The organism is Ktedonobacter sp. SOSP1-52 (genome assembly GCF_016587395.1).
This window is the reverse complement of the sequence record NZ_BNJH01000002.1, coordinates 1071322-1091228: the sequence shown is the minus strand read 5'-3', so window position 1 is coordinate 1091228 and position 19907 is coordinate 1071322. Positions and strand designations below refer to the sequence as shown.

Annotated in this window: 14 protein-coding genes; 3 read left to right on the top strand and 11 right to left on the bottom strand. The window is 54.6% G+C overall.

The genetic code is table 11. The features are described from left to right. Nucleotides 1-38: 38 nt before the first annotated feature. From JMJ16_RS20270 to JMJ16_RS20250, 5 genes are all read right to left on the bottom strand, one after another. Nucleotides 39-2918 (bottom strand): ATP-dependent DNA helicase, encoded by a 2880-nt coding sequence (locus tag JMJ16_RS20270; protein ID WP_201384432.1) that lies wholly within the window; start codon nt 2916-2918, stop codon nt 39-41. 198 nt (nt 2919-3116) lie between these two features. After that, on the bottom strand, nt 3117-5747 hold the full coding sequence (locus JMJ16_RS20265) for a tetratricopeptide repeat protein (protein ID WP_201384430.1): 2631 nt from the start codon (nt 5745-5747) through the stop codon (nt 3117-3119). A 417-nt stretch (nt 5748-6164) separates the two neighbouring features. After that, on the bottom strand, nt 6165-6461 hold the full coding sequence (locus JMJ16_RS20260; protein WP_201384428.1) for a hypothetical protein: 297 nt from the start codon (nt 6459-6461) through the stop codon (nt 6165-6167). Between the two features lie 360 nt (nt 6462-6821). Continuing rightward, on the bottom strand, nt 6822-8219 hold the full coding sequence (locus JMJ16_RS20255) for a S8 family serine peptidase (RefSeq protein WP_201384426.1): 1398 nt from the start codon (nt 8217-8219) through the stop codon (nt 6822-6824). 336 nt (nt 8220-8555) lie between these two features. After that, a complete protein-coding gene (locus JMJ16_RS20250; RefSeq protein WP_201384424.1) occupies nt 8556-9473 on the bottom strand; it encodes a DUF4118 domain-containing protein in 918 nt (305 codons plus the stop codon). A 268-nt stretch (nt 9474-9741) separates the two neighbouring features. On the opposite strand from JMJ16_RS20250, the gene JMJ16_RS20245 reads away from it, so the two are divergent. Then, the gene (locus JMJ16_RS20245; protein WP_201384422.1) at nt 9742-10128 is read left to right on the top strand and encodes a hypothetical protein; all 387 of its coding nucleotides are present in this window, start codon (nt 9742-9744) and stop codon (nt 10126-10128) included. A 98-nt stretch (nt 10129-10226) separates the two neighbouring features. Here the strand turns inward: JMJ16_RS20245 and JMJ16_RS20240 are convergent, their stop codons facing one another. The 6 genes from JMJ16_RS20240 to JMJ16_RS20215 all read right to left on the bottom strand — a co-directional run bounded on the left by JMJ16_RS20240 (nt 10227) and on the right by JMJ16_RS20215 (nt 17849). After that, complete coding sequence (locus JMJ16_RS20240; RefSeq protein WP_201384420.1) at nt 10227-11258, bottom strand: endonuclease/exonuclease/phosphatase family protein; 1032 nt, start codon at nt 11256-11258, stop codon at nt 10227-10229. Between the two features lie 169 nt (nt 11259-11427). After that, a complete protein-coding gene (locus JMJ16_RS20235; RefSeq protein ID WP_201384418.1) occupies nt 11428-12423 on the bottom strand; it encodes a PHB depolymerase family esterase in 996 nt (331 codons plus the stop codon). Between the two features lie 24 nt (nt 12424-12447). Further along, nucleotides 12448-13731 (bottom strand): acyltransferase, encoded by a 1284-nt coding sequence (locus tag JMJ16_RS20230; RefSeq protein ID WP_201384416.1) that lies wholly within the window; start codon nt 13729-13731, stop codon nt 12448-12450. Beyond that, a complete protein-coding gene (locus tag JMJ16_RS20225; protein WP_201384414.1) occupies nt 13706-15217 on the bottom strand; it encodes an AMP-binding protein in 1512 nt (503 codons plus the stop codon). Before JMJ16_RS20225 ends, JMJ16_RS20230 begins: the two co-directional genes overlap by 26 nt. A gap of 52 nt (nt 15218-15269) precedes the next feature. Next, nucleotides 15270-16667 (bottom strand): MFS transporter, encoded by a 1398-nt coding sequence (locus JMJ16_RS20220; protein ID WP_201384412.1) that lies wholly within the window; start codon nt 16665-16667, stop codon nt 15270-15272. A gap of 303 nt (nt 16668-16970) precedes the next feature. Further along, complete coding sequence (locus JMJ16_RS20215; RefSeq protein ID WP_201384410.1) at nt 16971-17849, bottom strand: AraC family transcriptional regulator; 879 nt, start codon at nt 17847-17849, stop codon at nt 16971-16973. 153 nt (nt 17850-18002) lie between these two features. On the opposite strand from JMJ16_RS20215, the gene JMJ16_RS20210 reads away from it, so the two are divergent. Continuing rightward, a complete protein-coding gene (locus JMJ16_RS20210) occupies nt 18003-18815 on the top strand; it encodes a helix-turn-helix domain-containing protein (protein ID WP_201384408.1) in 813 nt (270 codons plus the stop codon). A gap of 247 nt (nt 18816-19062) precedes the next feature. Next, nucleotides 19063-19842, top strand: coding sequence for a HAMP domain-containing histidine kinase (locus JMJ16_RS20205; RefSeq protein WP_201384406.1), 780 nt, complete (start codon nt 19063-19065; stop codon nt 19840-19842). Nucleotides 19843-19907 lie beyond the last annotated feature (65 nt).

The window sequence follows — 19907 nt, the reverse complement described above, 5'->3', positions numbered from 1 at the left end:
GGGGATGCCCTCCTTAATTGGAGAGAGGGGGAATTGCTCTAAATGATCCGCTCTCTCCGGCAGAGGTGGCGGACGTCGCAAGCCTTGCAGACGCCGGGACGGGGGAGCTGCTGGATGGCAAAGTCTTGTCGCTGGATGTGTGTCACAACCTCCTCAACGTAGTCATTGGCCTCCTGGATGTGGGTGGGGGTATAGGGGATTTCCATGAGGGCATCTTTTTTGTGTTCCTCGGCGGTCCAGTAGAGGAAGAGGCGTCTGGGGGCCTGCCCGGTGCGCGCCTGGAGGGCGGAGGCGTACAGATAGAGTTGTTGCTTGTAGAATGCCAGGTAGTCCGTATCCTTCTCTGGCCGTTTGCTGGTCTTAAAGTCCATGATGTCGAGGCCATGCGTGCCATGTAGAAGCAGGTCGATCTTGCCTGTGAGGATATAGCGCTCTTTCTCCACGCGAAACCTGTCTTCGGCGCCTGCGATCATTTTGAGCGTGCCCTGGTTTGTATGGACGTAGTTGAGGACCTGGTGCAGGGCTTTCTCATTCTGGCTGGTATCGCTGGGGTCCAGGCTGGTTGCCGTCAGAAAGCCCAGGGTGCGCTCGAAAATACGTGTAAGCTGTGTATCGTCGAGGTTCGTGTGTGGTTGCTCAAGGACCAGGCGGTGAATGTGCTCAAGGGTGTGGTGGACGATAAGGCCTGTGAAGGGCTCGGTCGCGCGCCGAGGGACAAAGTTAAACTGGCGAAAGAACTGAAAGCGGCGTGGGCAGGTGGCGTAGAGCCGGATGTGCCCGGTAAAGCTATAGCGAGGCTTGAGCGCTGTGTGTGGTTCTGCCTCTGTACGTGGCATAAGACGTAGTCTATCACGGACAGAGGCGCTCTCAGGGGCGCTACGCCAGATAGTGGTGAACTCTACGTGTGGTTGCCTTTTGGCGGTAAGGATGAGGAGGTGTTTGGCGCGTGAGAAGGCGACATAGTAGAGGCGGCGGAAGTCGAAGGTAGCGATCTTCTCCTCAGCTTCAAAGGGCTTACGGTGATAGAAGCCTTGCAGGTGTTTATTTTCATTCTTATATTCATCCCTGGAGAGGGAAGAGGCCTTGTCGAGACGCCCCACGATCACGACGGGAAACTCCAGGCCCTTGGCCTGGTGAATCGTCATCATCTGTACATGGTCAGAGGGGAAGAGCAGGTTGGGATCCTCTGGTAGATTGGCCTCGTTTTCGTAGAGCAGGCAGAGAAAGGCGTGCATGAAGCGCGCACGGGCTTGTTCAAGCGCTGACATGTCGGGAGACGTATCGCGATAATACCTGTGGAAGGTTGCCAGGTGCTGTGAAAAGGCTACCAGGTTGGCGCGCTGCGTCTCCTTAGCGAGGAAGCCGGAGAATGCGGGGTGAAAGAGCAGAAGGTAAAAGTAGTCGAGTAGTTGTTTGCCTGGTTGCTCCCTTACCTCTATGATGTGTGCCACCTCCTCTTTCAGGGGCTGGAGGACCTGTACTAGCGTGGGGTGAGTGTGGAGTTGTTGCAAGCAGGCGCGGACGTAGCCTGGGAAGGCGCTATACTCCATAACAGTATCCTGGTGTATGCCATCATAATCGAGCAGGTAGGCGAAGCAGGCAATGATCAAGCGGATCTCTTCTTGCTCGAAGTATTGTCTGGCGCGAGGACAATGTACCGCGATACCTCGTTTGTGAAAGGCCTCGATATAGGTTTCGCTCATGTAAGAGCGCACGCTATACAGCAGGAAGGCCACCTGGTTATAGTCCGAAATGCGCCCTTGCTCTTTAAGTGTGTAAATGAGTTCAGCCAGTTGTTCTGCCTCTTGCTTGACGTCTACATTCTGAAGTGTCAGGACAGATGGATAGTCGGAGAAGGCTGCCTGTGGATCGGCCTGAATGATCTTTTCTGTGCGCGAGAGCCTATCGTGCTCGTCATTTCTCCAATCAAGTGTTCGCATCCAGCGATTATAGAAATCAATGATCTGCGGATGGGAGCGGTAGTTCGTCGTCAGATGGTATTGGACGCAGGCGCCGGCGAACTCGCTCCTGGCGGTGAATTCCAGGATGTTGCGTACGGTGGCGCCACGGAAGCGGTAGAGGGCCTGGTCTTCATCTCCCACCACAACCAGGTTGTGGCTCTCTGTGGCGCGTGCGAGCGTGAGCAGAATTTGCTCCTGAATGTAGTTGGTATCCTGATATTCGTCGACAAGAATGTAGCGTAGGCCCTGGATGATCTCTGGTCGCTTCTGCAGCAGGTTATAGGCGCATTTCTGCAGGTGGGCAAAGTCCACGCGGTTGGTCATTGTGAGAAGCTGCTGGTAATTCTTATAGGCATAAGTCAGGGCATAGAGGAATTTAGCGCGCTCGCTGGTGGGACGCGGAAATTGCTTGACATAGTCTTTGAGTTGCTCAAAGATCAGCTCCTCTGTGATCTTATCGAAGTATTTGCCCAGGTGTTTGGCGACCTGCCAGTGGTTACCCCACAGGTCCACAAAAAAGGGGAGTGTCTGTCCGTGACAGATTTCTGTTAGATGCTCAAAGATCAGGAGTGGCTGGGTGAACTGATTGAGGATTTCATAGTCATTGCCCAGCGGGGTATGGTGGAGATGCTCCTCGACCAGGCGGTTGCAGAGGCCATGGATGGTATCAATTTTGAGCTGTGAGAGATCTGCTCGATAATCAACCGCTTTGGCGATACCTGCCAGGCGATCCTGCATCTCGAGAGCGGCCTTCTCGGTATAGGTGCAGAGGATCAGTTGGGAGGGCGTGGCCTCTCCCGAGAGGAGTAAATTCATCGCCAGCAGGGTAAGGCTATGAGTTTTACCAGAGCCTGGACCAGCGATGACCAGCAGCGGCCCCTCTTTGTGGGAGATGATGGCTTGCTGCTCTTCGTTCATGCGACCATGATAGAGTGCATGCAGTTGAGGATGAATCATGACACTTCCACCTTCCATTCATAATAGTGTGCTCACTATAATGGTGAAAAAGGTGAATGTCAATATAAAAGTGTATTAGTAGGCAATTTGGATGATAGAGGATTCAAGAAGAAAAGCAGCATGGAAGAATGCAAGGTAAGGACGTGGTGGTGGACTGATAGAGCTGGTCCACCACCACGTCCTTACCTTTGACATCTATCAGGTGAGCTGGTGTTCGATGGCGTAGCGGGTGGCGGCGGTGCGTGATGAGACGGCCAGCTTGCTGTAGATAGAGGTCAGGTGCCAGTTCACGGTGCGCCGGCTGATGATAAGCTTCTCCGCCACCTGAGCATCGGTCAGGCCCTGGGCGACCAGGCGGAGGATATCTACTTCGCGGGCGGTAAGCCCGGCGGGATAAGGTGCTGGTTCGTCCGCTGGGGGCTGGATGACTGCGCCTTGCTCCGTGTGTCTGGTGGGTTGCTCCGTACCCGAACTCTTTCCCGCGAGTAGCTCGCTGGTGTATTTCTTCTCCCCTAAGTGCGTGCGTATGCTTTGCACCAACTGCTCATACTCTGCGCGCTCAGCGCCATTCATATGGACGCTGACATCTATCTTCACCGTGGCCGTGCCTAGCAGACGGGCGGCTTGCTGGAAGCGATCCTCGGCGGCGGCAATTTTCGCCAGGGCGATGAGGTGCCAGCCCGCCTGGATCGCATTGCCTATCTCTTCGGCCAGGGTCAAGCCTTCCTGGTAGGCGGCGGCGGCCTGCTGCCTATCTCCTTGTAACATGTAGACGTCGCCCAGGCTATGCAGGGCGATCGTTACAAACGTTTTGTCGCCCAGCTCGCGGAAAAGGGTTAGTGCCTCCTGTGCCAGGGCGGAGGCCTCGGTGAGGTTGCGCTCCTGGATGGCGAGATATCCCAGGTTCTGGACCGCCGTCGCGATGAGGGCTTTATCATCCAGGGTGCGTGCGAGTGTGAGGCTCTCTCGCGTGAGTTTGGCGGCCTGAGTGAGATCGCCCTGGCGCATGGCGATTGCCGATAAAGTGGAATAGGTCATGGCGGCGAGAGAGAAATCTCCGAGCTGTTGGGCGAGCTTGAGGCCCTCTTCTGTATAGGCCGCTGCCTCAGTCAGCGCGCCCAGACCCCAGGCAATACGGCCCAGTTTTCGTAGCAGGTGGGCAAGCTCCCAGCGCAGGTCGAAGGTACGGCAGAGGTGCTCACTCTCCTCTAAGAAGGGGCGGGCTGCCTCGGTTTCCCCCTGGATGTGGAGCAGCATACCCGCTGCTCCCAGGGCACTGGCGAGTTCGCTTTTGCGGTCTAAGCTGCGGCAGAGGGCAATGCACTCCTCAAAGCGGGCGCGGGCTACGGCATAGTCATCCTGATAGTAGGCCAGGTCTCCGGCGCTGTAGAGCACAGTCGCGCGTGTGGCGGAGGGCAGCTCGGCTCGTGGAAGCACCAGCGCGGCCTCCAGCCAGCGGCGTCCCTCATTCCAATGACCGCGCAGGTGCCAGAACCAGCCCAACGCGGCACAGAAGCTTAGCATAAGCTCGATCTCTTCCTGCTCAATTAACCAGCCCAGGGCGGCGCGGATATTCTCCTGCTCGTGGGTCAGGCGCCTCATCCATACAAGCTGTTGCGCGCCCTTGAGGTGAGGCTCGGCCTCCTGTGCCAGCTTGAGATAGTGTAGAGCATGAGCACGCCGGGCTGGCTCCAGTTCGCCCTGCTCGCGCAGGCGCTCCTGGCCGTATTCACGCAGCGTCTCGAGCATGGAGATACGCGACTCGCCCTGTTGCTCGATTTGTAGGAGCAGGCTCTTGTCGAGCAGTGAGCCAACGAGTTGTAAGATCACAGATGTTTTGTTTTGTAAGGGCCTGGCAATGGCTTCGATTGTCTCCAGCGAGCAGCCACCCGTAAAGACCGAGAGGTAGCGAAAGAGTTGCTGTTCCTCATCGTTTAAGAGATCATAACTCCAGGCGATGGTGGCCTCCAGCGTGTGCTGCCTGCCTGGTGCATCCAGGACGTTGTGAATTAGAAGCGAGAAGCGCTGCTCCATGCGATTGAGGAGCGCCTGTGGTGGAAGGAGTTTGACGCGCGACGCCGCCAGCTCGATGGCCAGGGGCAAGCCGTCCAGTCGCTTACAGATCTCCGCGATAGCTGGCGCATTCTCATTCGTCAATTTGAAATGTGGTCGAATGGCCTGGGCGCGCTGGAGAAAGAGGGCTACGGCAGCGTTGTGGGCCAGTGTGTTGAGAGCGGGGAGCTGTTCGCTCTCCGGTATCGCGAGTGGGGGAACCTGGTACTCATACTCGCACTGTAGATGGAGCACGGCGCGGCTGGTGACCAGGAGTTTGAGTTGGGGACAGACCGTGAGTAATTCTACCAGCAGGGGCGCGGCGGCAGAGACATGCTCAAAGTTGTCCAATATGAGCAAGAGCTGCCTGGTCGAGAGGACCCCTTTAATCTGCTCGGAGAGTTGCTGCTCGGCCAACTCCTGAATACCCAGTTCCTGGGCGATAGCGGGCAGGACGAAAGAGGAATCGCTGAGCATGGCCAGCGAGACAAAGCAGATCCCATCCTCGAAGTCGTTTTGGAGAGAGGACGCTACCTCTATGGACAGGCGAGTCTTGCCTATCCCGCCGGTACCTAGAAGCGTTAGTAAGCGCACTTCTGGACGTTGTAGCAACGCTGTGACCATAGCCAGGTCCTGCTCACGCCCGATGAGGGGCGTAAAGGTAACGGGGAGCTTCTGGAGATGTTCTGGATGTTGGTGGTTTTCGTGTTGTGAGCTTTGAGGTGGGTGGTGTTGTCCTCTCTGTGTGCTTTCGTCAGGCGTGATGCGATCAATCATTGGAGCCTCCCTCGTATCACTTTCTGGATGCCATGCATGTCCTGTCATGAAGTGAACGAGGGAAATAAGACCTAATTGCACACGAATATTAACTAATGCCAGGCATAAGTTTTGCCTCCTCCCTTGCACCAGCGAAGCTTATCCATCAAGTGTAGTGCAGGTTTGCACTCGACGGAGCTTATCCATCAAGTGTAGTGCAGGTTTGCACTCGACGGAGCTTATCCATCGAGTGTAGTGCAGGTTTGCACTCGACGGAGCTTATCCATCAAGTGTGGTGCAGATTGACAATAGGCGGAGCTTATCTATCGAGTGTGGTGCAGGTTTGCAGCCAGCGGCTGCAAACCTGCACCACACTCCCCTACCCAGGCGAGCGCTATAGGCGCGAGGAGTCACACCAAAGTTGCACCCTGGGTGGATTTAGAATGAGGTAATGTTGGAGGATTTTATGACAAGAAAGGGCTTCTCAAGAACCTTGGCCGGAACAAAATTGCCGGAGTCAGGTCGATGGTAGAGCAAGAGGGAGATTTCTCCGTTGGCATCCTGTTCCACTTTTACATGGCTCTTGTTAACCTGGATTTCGTTGCCTGCGAGAGAGATGATCACCTTGTGACAGACCGGACAGGTATATTCGGCGCCAAACAAGCCGGTCAACTGGGCTTTTTCATGGCCAAGCATGGGGACGTCCTGTGGATTGAGGGAGTCGTTTGTGGTCATGCCATACTCTCTTTCTACTATAAAGAACAGCCTTAAACATTGATTTTATCTTTTAAATCGTTATATGTCAATGGAATTTAAAATGAGCGTATTTTGTGTTCTGCTATATCTGCCTGGGGAACAAAGACTTTGCGAGCTACTTGATGAGCTGCTAGTATAGTCGCGTTTCTAACCAAATAAGTGCGCAATAATCAGGCAGAACGGTAGTTTACTCATATTCCGATAGAGAAATGTGTGGTCCGACGCGTGCTTTTGCAGCGTCGGGCAGGCGGCAGAGAACACAGAGAAGCGGAGGACTCGTTGGCGAGTCCTCCGCTTCTCTGTGTGGGCCTTTTGCTCTTCTTTAAGAAGCCTATTACATTAGTGTAGTGAAGCAATGTTTGCGGCATTGTTCTCGCCGCAGGAGTATGGTATAAGCACGGACAGGAGTTTGGAGACGTCGGGGGTGCCCCAACCGGTTGCCGCGTCCCAGCCCTTCGTGGCGCTATAGCCAGGAATGGTGACCGTGTTCCCGTTGGCATCCTGATAGGAATAGCCGTTATCGCCAACCGTGGTGTCGTGGAAGACCTGCTTGGCGAACGACGTATGTCCGATCAGATAGAAAGCGGGATTGAGGAAGCCCAGGCGATGGTTGGCCTTCTGCGCGCCAAGCGCAGTGATGCCAGCCCACTGGGGAGACCCGGCGCTGGTACCACCGAAGATGTAGATCGCACCAGGTGTGCCAGACTCGCTCCAGACGGTCAGTACACCACCATTGATGGCGGCATTGTAGGAGACGTCGGGCTCACCACGGAAGTTTTTAATCCCGGGGATGCCATACTGGTAGAACGGCTTGTGGTAGATGGTGCTGAAGCCACCGCCGCCCGCGCTACCAAACTGAGGCTCATTCCAGACCACCTCACTCTGGTAGGCGCCGGTAACGGGATCAGCGATGAGCTGAGTGCCGCCAACGGAGGTCACCAGGGGATCAGTAGCGGGAGAAGAGGCGCTCAGGAAGTAGTTGCCGGAGCCATCGCAGCTGGGCTGCGAAGAACCCTGGTCACCGGCAGAGGCAAAGAGCGTGATGTGCTTCTGTGTTGCCTCAAAGAAGAGCTGGTGCTCTTTCTTGAGCAGCTTGGGATCGACGCAGGTCTCGCCCTCACCAAAGCTCTGCGAGATCACATCACCCAGGTTGTGGTCAACCGCGTAACGGGTCGCGCTGAGGATATCCTCATCGCTATTGGTTTTGGCCAGGACCAGGTTGATCGTGGCGTCGGGAGCGACAGCATGTGCCCACTCGACATCCAGAGAGATCTCACCGGACCAGCCGACCTGGTTGTCATCGTTTGGATCAAAAGGCGTTAGGCCATCAGGAGCGATGATATTGAGGGGCGCATCCTGAAGACCAAAGGTCTTGTCGAAGAGTTGCAGGTCACTGGCAATCGACGGAGCGCTAAAGGCGTCGACGATCACAATGCTGCGACCCTTGCCCGTGATACCGGAATCAAGAACGGATTGAATGTTATATGCCGTGCGAATCTGCTGTGGTCCGTAGCAGCGAACCGCCGCGGTCGCAGACTGACAGCTGAACGTGCGACTATCCTGGACATTACCCGCATAGACATGCTGGGGGTGGATGGTGACCGCATTTGGATTGACATGTCCAACCGCGTGAGTCGCCTGACCGGTGCCTAGCGTAACGCTAGCTAGCAGGCCAAGCATAACAGTGGAGGCAAATAACACTCTAGGCATGCGACGAAAAAAGGAATTTTTCGGCATAATGTTCTCCAGCTCTAGGAGTCGTATTAAAAAAGAGTGAAGAGCAGAAATGGCACCAGAAAAAGTATAGATGCTTGTCTATGTAATTTTGGTGTTTGTAGTGTGTCTAGATGGTTGCTATTTGGTAGAGATTTATCGAAATTGGTGAATATTTCACTTCACTTGCACTCGATAGGACATATGGGTAGGCAGCAGGAGGCACGGTGGGAGGTGTGGGGGATAGAGTGAGAAATGAGTGATTTGCTTATTGGCTGTTGCTCGACGCTGCGAAAGCGCGTCTACATTAGTGCCATATGTAGACGCGCTTTCGCAGCGTCGAGCTATCACGGCTCAATGCTATTGTTCATTAGCTGAGAGGGCTTGCATGCGGAAGTGGGCGCGCTCGATGACCAGGATGGCCTGGTCAAGAAAGGCCCAGAAGAAGGTGGCCCGCTCTGTATGGCGTCGCTCCTCTTCATGGAAGAGTTGATCATCGGCCAGCCAGGGGATGGGATGTTTGAGGCGCAGGCAGAGCACGCCCAGGATCTGGCTAGGTGTACGCAACGGGATGAGACGCAGGATCTGACCCTCCTCGGGATGCGCGATGGAGGGGAGCGGCTTCTCCAGGCTCGTCTGCCCCGTGAGCTTGCTGGCAGAGGCAAGCTCTGAGGGTGAGAGGGCGAAGTCTTCGATGCTTATTGGGGCCTCTGCCTGGCGGGTGAGGTTGCCCTGTTTATCGGGGATGAGCAGGGCGCATGCCTGCACGCCCCAAGGCCCAAAGACTCTGACTATGGACAAGGCAATGCTCTGCAATTGTTCGGGAAGTTGTTCTGTACTATTAATCACACGCCCAACTTCATAGAGGATACGCGCCTCGCGTTCGCGTCGCCAGGCCTCCTGGATGCTGCGGCGCATGACGCCAGCCAGTTGCCCGGTCAGCAAGGCCGCCACTAGAAAGACAACGAGCGCCAGTACCTCCTCCCAGCGCGAGATAGTCAAGGTGTAGAGGGGAGGAACAAGCCAGAAGTCAAAGGAGAAGACAGCTACCAGCGCCGCGAGCAGGGCTGCATAGCGGCCTCGCGTACTTGCCAGGGCCAGAATGAGCAGGAGATAGATCACGGAAATGTTGGGGATCGTAGGATAGAGGTGGAAGACGTAGATGAACGTGGTACATAGCAAGGCTCCGGCGATGGCCAGCGCGCTGTCTATAAGGTAGCCTCGCCAGTTTCTCTTGAGTTGTATGGGGACCTGGGGAATTTGTTGTATAGTACGCATCGCTACCTCCTTTTATTCATGCCTGAAAATCTTGATTCACTATCATTCGGCTCTGCTATAAGCAGGAGATATGTGTGCTCTTTTAATGTATCTGATAGACACTCAAAAAAATGTATGAAGGTGCGTGTTGAACCTCAAGAGATTATCAATAGATGGTCGCTGGTTCTCGATATCCTTCACATACCCTTGATATGAATCATATATTTATGATAGTAGGTGAATAAATACACCTGCTCTCTTCGCTTGCTCAAGCATTGGAGGATGTGCTATGTCACAAGGTGAAAGACAGATCTGGGATCTCTGGATGCCTGGTGCTGGGGCGCAAGGGCTGCCCTTTGCGCGTGGGCGCTGTGATAAGACCGAGTTCATGCTGGTACATGCGGCGCCACTCTCCCTCTCAGTTGATATCTGGAGTGACCAGGGGGACCTGCTGGCGCGGGGAAGAAATCTGGAGCGTCACGCCGCAAGGACACCGATTACCAGGCTTCAACTTCAGGAAGGGCAGGTCACGCGCGAGGAGATCTGGCCAACCGAGGCAGAATATGGCCTACCAGTGATCTTGCCGGGTGGCGAAATTGGAATTTTACGCGCCTGGTGGAACGCCCCCGATCATCAGGAATGGCGCTGGAGCGTTGAGTTTTATAACCATCAATAGAGTCATCAGGGTAAGGTGCATGTGGAAAAATTGGGCGTTGCCAATTTTTCCACATGCACCTTACCCTGAGCGCCGCAGGCGCGAAGGAGGGGAGGCAATCAAGTGGAGAATTTGCCGATCAAGACGCAGTGGTCGCTACCGCGCGAGGTGCAATCGGTATCGAGGCTGAGAGGTTTGACTTTGGGCGTGACGAACATGTAGTCGATACGCAAGAAGGCCCAATACTGGTTGAGCCCGCGAATGCCCCATGAATGGCCGCTACCTTTGCCAACGAGGAGGTGCGTGTCCTGTAGCCCGGCAGAGAGATCTTGATAGGCGGGTTCGCGATCAGTCGTATTCATATCACCCAGCAGGAGCAACCGCTCGCCATGCTGAATGAAGGGTTGCAAGAACTGGTGAAGTGCCTTGACCTGGCTATCGCGCCGCTGGGGACAGAAGAGGCAGCCATACACCGTGTTGATGGATGAGATAGGGTGTGCGTTGACCACGAGCAGCGTTTGTCCATGCCCTAAATCCAGGCGCGCCCAGAGAATACGAGGAATATCCCAGACTGCGCGTGAACCATCTGGGGCCGTGACCTGCCCATGATCCAGAATGGGAAGGGTACTGAGCAGGACCTCGCCAGGCGGTGCCTCTCCCGAGCCATAGAGGTGATAAGGATACTGCCGTAAGATATCCTGAGCCTCATCGATTCCGTTCCAGTCCGCCTCTTGCAGGGCGATAAGGTCGGGATGGTGCGTGTTGATCAGTTGGCGCACATAGCCGCCCCGTGTGTTGTCGCCCAGGAAATTCCAGGTCATGGCGGTAATAGTTCGTCCTCCTTCGATGCTTTGAGCGTTGCCAGCACCCAGGCGTGGCGAGAAGCAGAGACCGAAGAGGATGACACCAATGGCAAAGGCAATGCGTAGCAGCGCGGTAAAACGTAGAAACAAGAAGGGAACGAGGAGTACGAGGGGCGCAAAGAGATAGGGCGCAAAGATTCCTGCCAGCGCGAGCAGACCAACGCGCTGAGGAGCAATGGCATGACTTATCAGAAAGATCAAGACGAGCAATACGTAGAGAGATGCTCCTATTGTCAGTACCTTGAAGCGTTGTTTCTGCCAGAGACGTACAAACCAGTTGTCTGCCACTGTTTTCTTATCCTCGCTTTACGACATTAAAGGTCTTTTTATTGTAGCACAACCACGTCTGCCTGGTAGAGGTTATTCTTGTTTAACGCGCTCAACAATGCCTTTCACTCTGGACCCGCGGGCCAGGAGGGAATCCAGGCCATCAGTATGCCTGCCTATTTGGCTTGCTTTATGACGGCAGTGTAAGTGGGTGGGCCTGGAGAAAGTGCCAGATCAGATCTGTCGCGCTGGCATATCTCTGCCCCTGTTCGTCAACAAAACTGCCTTTGGGCCAGGTGTGCTGACCGCCAGTGATGCGATAATGCATGACTACCGTGTGGGCGCGGCATGACATCCATTGCTCACCCAGGACGTCGCCCTGCTGAAAAAATGGTGTGGGTGTAGGCTGGCAGCCATCTCTCTCGACCCATTGGGAGAGCCAGGTGTGAATGGGAGGCTCTTGATCATTGGCGCTGTTGCCGTTATAAGGGACGATGTGATCTCCCGTGCCATGGAACTCTAGTAGAGAGATTGGGCGTTGTGGAGTACAGCCGCCCGCGACGGGATGCATGCCTCCCGAAACAATCGCCACGGCCGCGATGCGGTTAGCGAGCTTGCATGCGAGGATATTGGTGAGCGAGCCTCCATTAGAAAAGCCCGTGGCATAGATACGATGGGGATCGATACAGAGCGTTTGCTCCAGGTGTCCAATCAAGTCGTTTACAAAGCGCACATCATCGACATGGGGATAGTTACGCGGCCCCGTGTCCCATCCGCGCAGATGGTCGGGGCCAAAGGTACCCTGGGGATAGGCCACGACAAAGTTTTTTTGCTCCGCTAGCGTAGAGAGGCCGCTGATGCGTTCTTGCATGAGAGCATTGCCGCTATGTCCATGAAAACTCAATACGAGTGGATATTTGAGCGTGCTGCGATAGGTATGGGGAATATGTAAACGATATTGGCGGGAGAGCCCTCCCGAGAGCAGGGTCTCATTGACGCTGGTTGCAGGTGGAGGTGTGAAGGGCGTGCCGCAGCCATACCCAGAGAGGACAGCGACCTGGGCTGTGGTGCTGACCGCCTGCGCTTTTTCCGTTGTACCACAGCCTGTCAGTATACAAAGTAGGATAGCGATGAGTCCATATGATCCATATTTGAGCGAGCTGCTCGTAAAACGAAAGAAGCGCACGGTTTTTTTCTCGATTTCGCTGGGTTAACGATCTTTTGCGATTGATAGGCGCTCCCAGGCTCTCCTGGGGACGTTTGCCAACCAGGGCGGCAATGGTTGGGATCTTCCAACCAGGCGGCTAAACACTGGCGTTTGGGTAAAGGCAATACTGATCAGGGCCGAGCTTCCGGCGGTAAAGGCCCAGGTCAAAAAGACGCGAAGCACGACGGGCCAGGTGGCTGGCATAGCGGGTACGAGCCAGCTCATGGCCGCGGCCAGAATCAGCGCGTGAATCAGGTAGACGCCAAAGGAGGCATCTGAGAGCATATGCCAGAGTGTATACCAGCGTGGGCGCTCACCTGGACGGCGCCGAGCTGGATTAGCCCAGCGGGATGCCAACCAGAAGGCACCTATGATGATGGCAGCGCTATAGGGTACCATGATGGGTTGTAGTACCGAGATAGCCAGCCCCATTTCTTCATGCAAGAACTGAAGCTGTGCATAGAACCCTAGCCAGAGCATACCCAGCGCCAGTAGCATACCGCAGACAATCCACCGCCCGTGGCGTAACAAGAAGGCGCGAATAGATTGGAAGTGCAACGCGGTGATGCCGCCGAGCACAAAGTAGAACTGGTACATCAGGGCTATGTGCTCTTGATAGAGCCAGAACGTATGCCAGGGTTCAACCTGGTTAAGAGTTCCCATTTGAATATACCCGAAGTCCAGGGAGAAGACAAGGACCTGCACAAGGAAACTGACGCCTAGTACCTGCCAGGGATAGGCCCTGACCTGCTTTAGAAACCAGAGGAAAAGCGGGAGCAACAGGTAAAACTGGATCGTGAGCAGGATGTAATACAGCTGATATGAGGCGCTCCCGGTCAGGATCGCGCTCGGGCTTTCTTGCAGTAGTTGGAGCAAGGATTGGGGGTGCTTATTGGCCCAGACATAGACGATGCTCCAGAGACAGTATGGCAGCAGCACACCTACGCCGCGCTTCTTCCAGAAGCGGATAAACGAGAAGCCTTGTCCCTGGGCGAAGCGGTCGTAGTAGACATAGGTCATTGCGAATGCCGTCACGAACATGAACAGCGCCCGTGTGAAATGCAGGGAAGAGAGCACGGCATTTTGTAGCTGTACTCCCATCGCGCTTGTATTGAGAAACGTGGTGAAGGAGACAACGTGTACAGCAACGACGACGAGTGCGGTAACGGCTCGCAACGGATCTAGCTCATAGATGTGAGGTTTCCGCGCCGTACGTTGTTGCGCTACGCCTGCCTGATTTGTTGCTTCCCTTTGTTCCTGTCTAGCAGGCGTTAACGTTTGCCCCACAGGTCATGGTCTCCTCTCGTAGCTTGAGTTGTTGACGGTCAACCTTCCCCATCCGATTTTTGGGCAAGGCGTCGAGAATGATCAGCTCAACTGGCGTCTTGGGCGGTCTAAGGTGGCGCCTGATATGGGTCCAGAGATCTTCTTCTAGCTGCCTGGTTTGGGGCTCATTCAGCGCCAGGTAGGCCACGACCTCTTCACCATAGATGGGGTGTGGACGCCCTACGGCTACGCTCTCGCGAACCGCTGGATGGGCCTGTAATACCTCCTCAATCTCGCGTGGCGCGATGTTTTCGCCACCGCGATTAATGACTGCCCTCAAACGGCCAACCAGGAAGAGATAGCCATCTCTATCCAGGTAGCCGAGATCGCCGGTGCGGAACCCGTTCGCCACAAAGGCCTCCTGTCCGGCATCCCCATAGTAAGCCTGAATGACATTGGGTCCCTGGATGCAGATTTCACCGACCTCCCCTGGCGCGACATCGTGTAGACGCCTCTCTTGCGTTGCGGGTTTACAGATGCGTAGCGAGACGCCTGCAGGGCGCCCTGCGGAGCCGGGTTTGTGGAATTCTGGTGGCAGTGGATTGGCCACGATCATGCTTGCCGCCTCGGAGAGGCCATAGGTCTCGATGACTGGCACACCGATGTACTCCTCGAAACGTGCGAGATGGGCTGCTGGTAGAGGAGCCGAACCGGTGCGTACAAAGCGTAGCGTCGAGGGCAGCAGCCGTGGAGGATCACCCTCCAGGAGGATAGCGATCATGGCCGGGACCAGGCTGACCCAGGTAATATCCTGCTGTTCGAGCCAGGCCCAGAACTGGCGACGACTAAAGCGCCTGGCGATGACCAGGCTGGCCCCCGCCAGCAGGGAGGCGCACAGGCTAACTACGGGAGCATTGATATGGAAAAATGGGAGCGGTGTCAGGCCTCGATCCTGCGGCCCCAGGCGGTGCACTAGACGTACCTGGTCCGCCGTCCAGGCGACCTGCTGCTCAGTCAGTACAACCCCTTTGGGTTCTCCCGTGGTTCCCGATGTCATGATGCATATGCGCCCTTCCTGCGGAGGCGTGGGGAGCCGGTTGGGCCTGGCGAGAGGCTGTGTGAGCCAGGCTTCACACTCCTCTCGCGTTACGACGCGGGTGCCACTGGCCTCAAATTGTGCCACATCGCTTGCTTGTTCCACGAACACGATATCAGGATGAAACATCTCTATCGCACGCGCAATATCGCGCTCGGAGAGATCGGGGGCCAGGGGCAGCAGGACATGACCGCCCGCGAAGGTGCTTAGCCAGACAAGCGCGTTGAGGATGCTATTCTGAAATTGTAAGAAGATGGTCTGGGGCGAACTGCCCAGGTGCTGGCATAGACATTGCACTGCCTGTGTGGACTGCTGATAGGTGAAACTTTGCCCTGTCTCAATCTCAGTGAGAAAGATGTGTTCAGGCCTGTGCTGTGTCCAGTAGTGTAAACGGGTATAGAAGGTGCTCATAAATGTTCCTCATCCCTCGCGATATGACACGCCTTGTCGTTGAATGGTTTGTTCAGGCGATGCGCCGTTTATCTTCAATGATCACGGCCTGTTCCAGAGTTTTTCCACGCGTTTCATGTCCAAGGAAGGCGACGGCCAGGACCCCTACCAGGGCCACTGTAGCCAGGAAGATATACGATCCCGCGATCCCGCCGCCAGCGATGATAAAGGCCATGATAAAGGGTGCCAGCGCTCCCCCAAAGAGGCGCCCCACGCATTCAAAGCCGCTGATGCCAAGCGCGCGTATGCTGGTTGGATACTGCTCAGCACCGTAGATCTTAATGCCTGGATCGACGCCGATGCCAAAGAACGACATGAGCGCGCCAAAGGCGAGCGAGAGAAGCACGCTATGGGAGAAACCAAAACCGATAGCGCTCACCGCCGCGATAAGCGTGAAGACGATCAGGGTCTTCTTGCGTCCCCAGCGTTCCAGGGTGTAAGCCACAGCGTACTTGCCAGGAATAGAGGCAATGACAATGAAACTGGTATAGAGGAAAGCATTATCCAGACCATATCCTTGCTTCACCAGGACGGTTGGTGTGTAGGTTTGAATGGCATAGAAGATGAATAGGATGCAGGCGAAAGAGACCCACATCATCAGCGTACGCTTAAGGTAGGGCCTACGCAGGAAGGCAAGCGGAGAGGCGCTCTCCTCGGAAGATGCCACGACACTGCTCCGGGGCATTGGCAGAGGTTTCTGGAGACGCTGTTCGATGGAGGTTTCCAGGTGATGCACAATGCCGTCCGCCTCGCTGTTTCTGCCCCGAATTTGCAGCCAGCGTGGAGATTCCGGCATCCATTTCAGCAGGGCGGGGACATACAGGAGTGGAAGACCACCAAGGAGGAAGAGAAAGCGCCAGCTCTGGCCACTGGTAAACCATGAGTTTGCCAGGAAGCCGAGCAACGGCGCGGCAAAGTAGCCCACTGAAAGAAATGAATCCAGAATTCCAGTCATCAGGCCACGCTTATGACCGGGCGTAAACTCAGCGGCCATCGCATACGGAATGGGAAAGATCGCGCCCATGCCAAAGCCTGCCACAAATCTCAGGAGTAGCAAGAGGGGAATATTGGGGATAAAGGCGCATAGCAGAGAGAAGAAAGCATACCAGGCGGTTCCCAGGGCCAGCATATACTTACGCCCAATCCGGTCAGTAAGCCAGCCTGCCGGGAGAATGGCGACGACAATTCCCAGCGTGGACGCAGTTGCCAGCCAGCCCACGGTAAATGTATCAAGGTGAAATCGCTTCGTTATAGTGGGGAGAACAGTGCCAATAATGCCGATATCATATGATTCTAACAGCCAGGAGAGACCTGCCAGAAATAGAATGCTCCAGATTTCCCGACTCAGCGGCAAGCGGTCAATGCGTGCAGCAATGTTTTGACGCTGGATACCCGGCGTGGAGACTTCCATGAAACAAACTCCTATTCATCCTACGACACCCTTTTTGCATTGAATAAGTTCAATGCAAACTGCCTATCTCTATCTTCGATCTCCTTTAAGAGTAGCCCATAAAATTAAAGAAAGATTAAAAAGAGTTTGTAAATTTCCTCAATTTATTTTTTGGATGGGGGCAAATTGGATACTTTGTCTTTCGGGCGGGTGAATCTTTGACTGAAAGAGGGAGGGGCATGTGGCGCGGGCAATTGCCCGCGCCACATGCCCCTCCCTCTTTCCCCTGTGCGCCTGCGGCGCACAAGCAGACGCTTAGGAAATTCAGGCTTTTTTCTTGATGGGGATATAGATCTCTACTTTGGTGGCATCGTAGTAGCGCTCGTAATCGGCTTTGCCCTCGGCGAACTCGTAGCCGGACTCGGGGAACCAGGTGGTGAGGATATATTTCCATGTTCCCTGAATGGCATCCGAGAATTCCGGCCCTGTGTTCTCAACTGGAGGCACGGTAAAGACGGCATAGTTTGCCTCGGGTACTTCGCCGCGAAACATGCCTGCTGGGACGCCATCATAGTTCTCCACCTCGACGGCGATGACATACGAGAACTCGCCGGTGACGCTGTCGGGCGGATAGCAGATGCCCAGCTCATTGTGATGCACGACGGGGAACGTTTTATGGAGCGTGGCGAACTTCTCCGGAGTCATAGCTGACCAGAAGGCCGGAATCTCCTGCAAATTTTTGCCCTCAAGGCATGTTGTTTTGAGTTCATAGCCTGCGACTTTAGCTGCGGGTTTGCTGATAATCTTTGGTTCCACAACGATTCCTCCTGCGATATTGTATTCCTGAAAAAGGAGCAAATTTACTTTTTGAGGTAGCTGCCCTGAGACATGGCTGCGGTACTGTTCGGGAAAACAGCCATATGTCTTACGGAACGCCTTCGCGAAGCCATTGTAGGTATCAAAGCCATAGTCCATGGCGATATCGAGGATACGCTTGCCATGGGTGAGCTCGGCGGCGGCATATGCCAGGCGCCTGCGCCTGATATACTCCACCACTGGTACACCGACATAGGCGTTAAACACGCGATAGTAGTGGTAGGTGGAGAATCCTGCGATCTGGGCCAGTTCGTCGACCGTAATACAGGCGCGCAGATGCTCCTCAATATAATCAATACTCCTCTGGATGCACATCCGGTAGTCCATGGCGTTCCTCCTCCTCGTGATCACTACCCCAAGTATAGCAGGCGAAAATCCGTTCTAGTGGTCCATTCTTGCGCTGTTCTTCATCGTTGCCGCCTTTGGCCCGGCCGAAAAGAATAACCTCATAACAAAAACTCTATAGTAAGGGAGGCTATCATGCAAATCGCATCGCCAGCATCGGGTCAAGGCCTTGCGCGCTATGAGACGCTGGATATTCACATGCAGGCCATTGAATGTGTGATACAGGTCATGCATTCCCACATGCATGAGGAACTGGCGCTGGAAGACCTGGCTTCGGTTGCCTGCCTGAGTCCCTATCACTTTAACCGGGTTTTTCGCCGCCTGATCGGCATCCCGCCAGTGGAATTTCTCTCAGCTCTGCGCTTTCAAGCGGCCAGGCGCTTACTGTTGACCACATCGCTCAGCGTGACCGATATTTGTTTCGAAGTTGGCTATAGCAGTATGGGTTCTTTCACAACGCGTTTTACCCAACTGGTGGGCCTGTCTCCTCGCCTCTTGCGTCAACGCGCGCATGAATTTGAGCCGCCCCTTATAGAAGAAGGGGTAGAACCAGCGGCGAAGCGTTTTCCAGGAAGCCCTAATACGCGGATGAAAAACACGATCCGGGGATGGATCAGTGCTCCGGCATCTTTTCAAGGTACGATCTATGTCGGTCTTTTCACCAGCCCCATTCCTCAGGGGGCGCCTGTGCGTTGCGCGAAACTGCACGCAGCAGGCACATATGCGCTGCATGGGGTTGTCGACGGGGTGTATTACCTACGTTCCGCCGCGTTTCCGCTGGCTGCGGATCTCCGGGCTTGCCTGCTTCCTGGCGAGAAGATCTTGCTCGGCAGTAATATGTCCCCGCTTGTCGTACAGGCTGGCCTCGTGTCTGGTAGCTCCGACCTTGTCCTGCATCCCCCGCGCCTGACTGACCCGCCCCTCGTCATGGGCTTGCCCTTGCTGTAGTCCATTACGTTATACCGCCAACGAGGGGTGTGGTCTCTGCTGGAGCGCCAGCATCGCCAGGAGTTCGAGCAGCGGGACCTATCTCTATGCCCACTACTGGGACGATGGAAATAGCCTCTTCCGCATACATGTTCCTGATGCCAGTTAATCCAATGCGCAGACTCTTGGTTTGACTCCTCCGTATTTCCTGCTCTGTTTGCTGAAAATTATACAGTGAAACAGAGAAATACTAATAGGGAGAGATACGATGCTAGAGGAGACATCACCCAGGGCATGCAAGATGATAAGCGAGAGTCTTATCAACTACTCATTATTAGAGATCATCCATCACGTTATGGGCAATGGGCTTGCGACGATCTCAGGATACACTCAGCTTCTAGAACATGTCATCCATAGTGAGCCGCAGGAGGATTCAACAGATCCTAAAAGGGGTTGGGCGAAAAATAAGCAGCGTTGCGATCTATATCTGCAAGCGATGCAATCTACGGAGACGCGGCTGAACACTTTTCTTTCCCGGCTTCGTGACTTATCTGCCAATCTGGATAAAGAGCATTTTTCTGCGCGTTTTGTGAAAAATAATTTGAGCTTGTTAGTAGAGGAGATCACAAATCAGCTGAGGCCGCTCTACGAGAGAGACGTTTGGCATCTAGAGCTGTCGGCTACACCTTGCTATATTATGTGTGACTCGCAGTGGCTAATCTTTGCGTTAGAACATATTCTCATGCATCTAACTACTAACCATGCCAGGACGGTTCCAGTAGATGTCAAGGTCATGCTGTGTCAGGATGCCGCTTACGCTCTTCACGAGGCCAGAGTAGCCATCCATATACATGACACTTTGATGGCTCGAAGGTCAAAGTCGACTGAATTGTTTGAAGTATGGTCTCAGACGCTTGATGAAAGAGACCAGAATATCTGTACGGCACTCTGTTATAAGGTGATTCGAGAGCATGGAGGACACCTGTGGAGTGAGCAAGACTCGAGCGAGCAAGAGATCATTTATGTGTCATTCCCATTGGCAGAATGAGAGAAACTGGAGGTCAGGTGTAGTGTGACGAGAGTGTAGCGATGAGATTCTCACCGCTACATTTT

Excerpts from the sequence above, each read along its gene's own strand:
- JMJ16_RS20270 (WP_201384432.1), bottom strand. The coding sequence starts at position 2,918 with ATGATTCATCCTCAACTGCATGCACTCTATCATGGTCGCATGAACGAA.
- JMJ16_RS20265 (WP_201384430.1), bottom strand. The coding sequence starts at position 5,747 with ATGATTGATCGCATCACGCCTGACGAAAGCACACAGAGAGGACAACAC.
- JMJ16_RS20260 (WP_201384428.1), bottom strand. The coding sequence starts at position 6,461 with ATGACCACAAACGACTCCCTCAATCCACAGGACGTCCCCATGCTTGGC.
- JMJ16_RS20255 (WP_201384426.1), bottom strand. The coding sequence starts at position 8,219 with ATGCCGAAAAATTCCTTTTTTCGTCGCATGCCTAGAGTGTTATTTGCC.
- JMJ16_RS20250 (WP_201384424.1), bottom strand. The coding sequence starts at position 9,473 with ATGCGTACTATACAACAAATTCCCCAGGTCCCCATACAACTCAAGAGA.
- JMJ16_RS20245 (WP_201384422.1), top strand. The coding sequence starts at position 9,742 with ATGTCACAAGGTGAAAGACAGATCTGGGATCTCTGGATGCCTGGTGCT.
- JMJ16_RS20225 (WP_201384414.1), bottom strand. The coding sequence starts at position 15,217 with ATGAGCACCTTCTATACCCGTTTACACTACTGGACACAGCACAGGCCT.
- JMJ16_RS20220 (WP_201384412.1), bottom strand. The coding sequence starts at position 16,667 with ATGGAAGTCTCCACGCCGGGTATCCAGCGTCAAAACATTGCTGCACGC.
- JMJ16_RS20215 (WP_201384410.1), bottom strand. The coding sequence starts at position 17,849 with ATGGACTACCGGATGTGCATCCAGAGGAGTATTGATTATATTGAGGAG.
- JMJ16_RS20210 (WP_201384408.1), top strand. The coding sequence starts at position 18,003 with ATGCAAATCGCATCGCCAGCATCGGGTCAAGGCCTTGCGCGCTATGAG.
- JMJ16_RS20205 (WP_201384406.1), top strand. The coding sequence starts at position 19,063 with ATGCTAGAGGAGACATCACCCAGGGCATGCAAGATGATAAGCGAGAGT.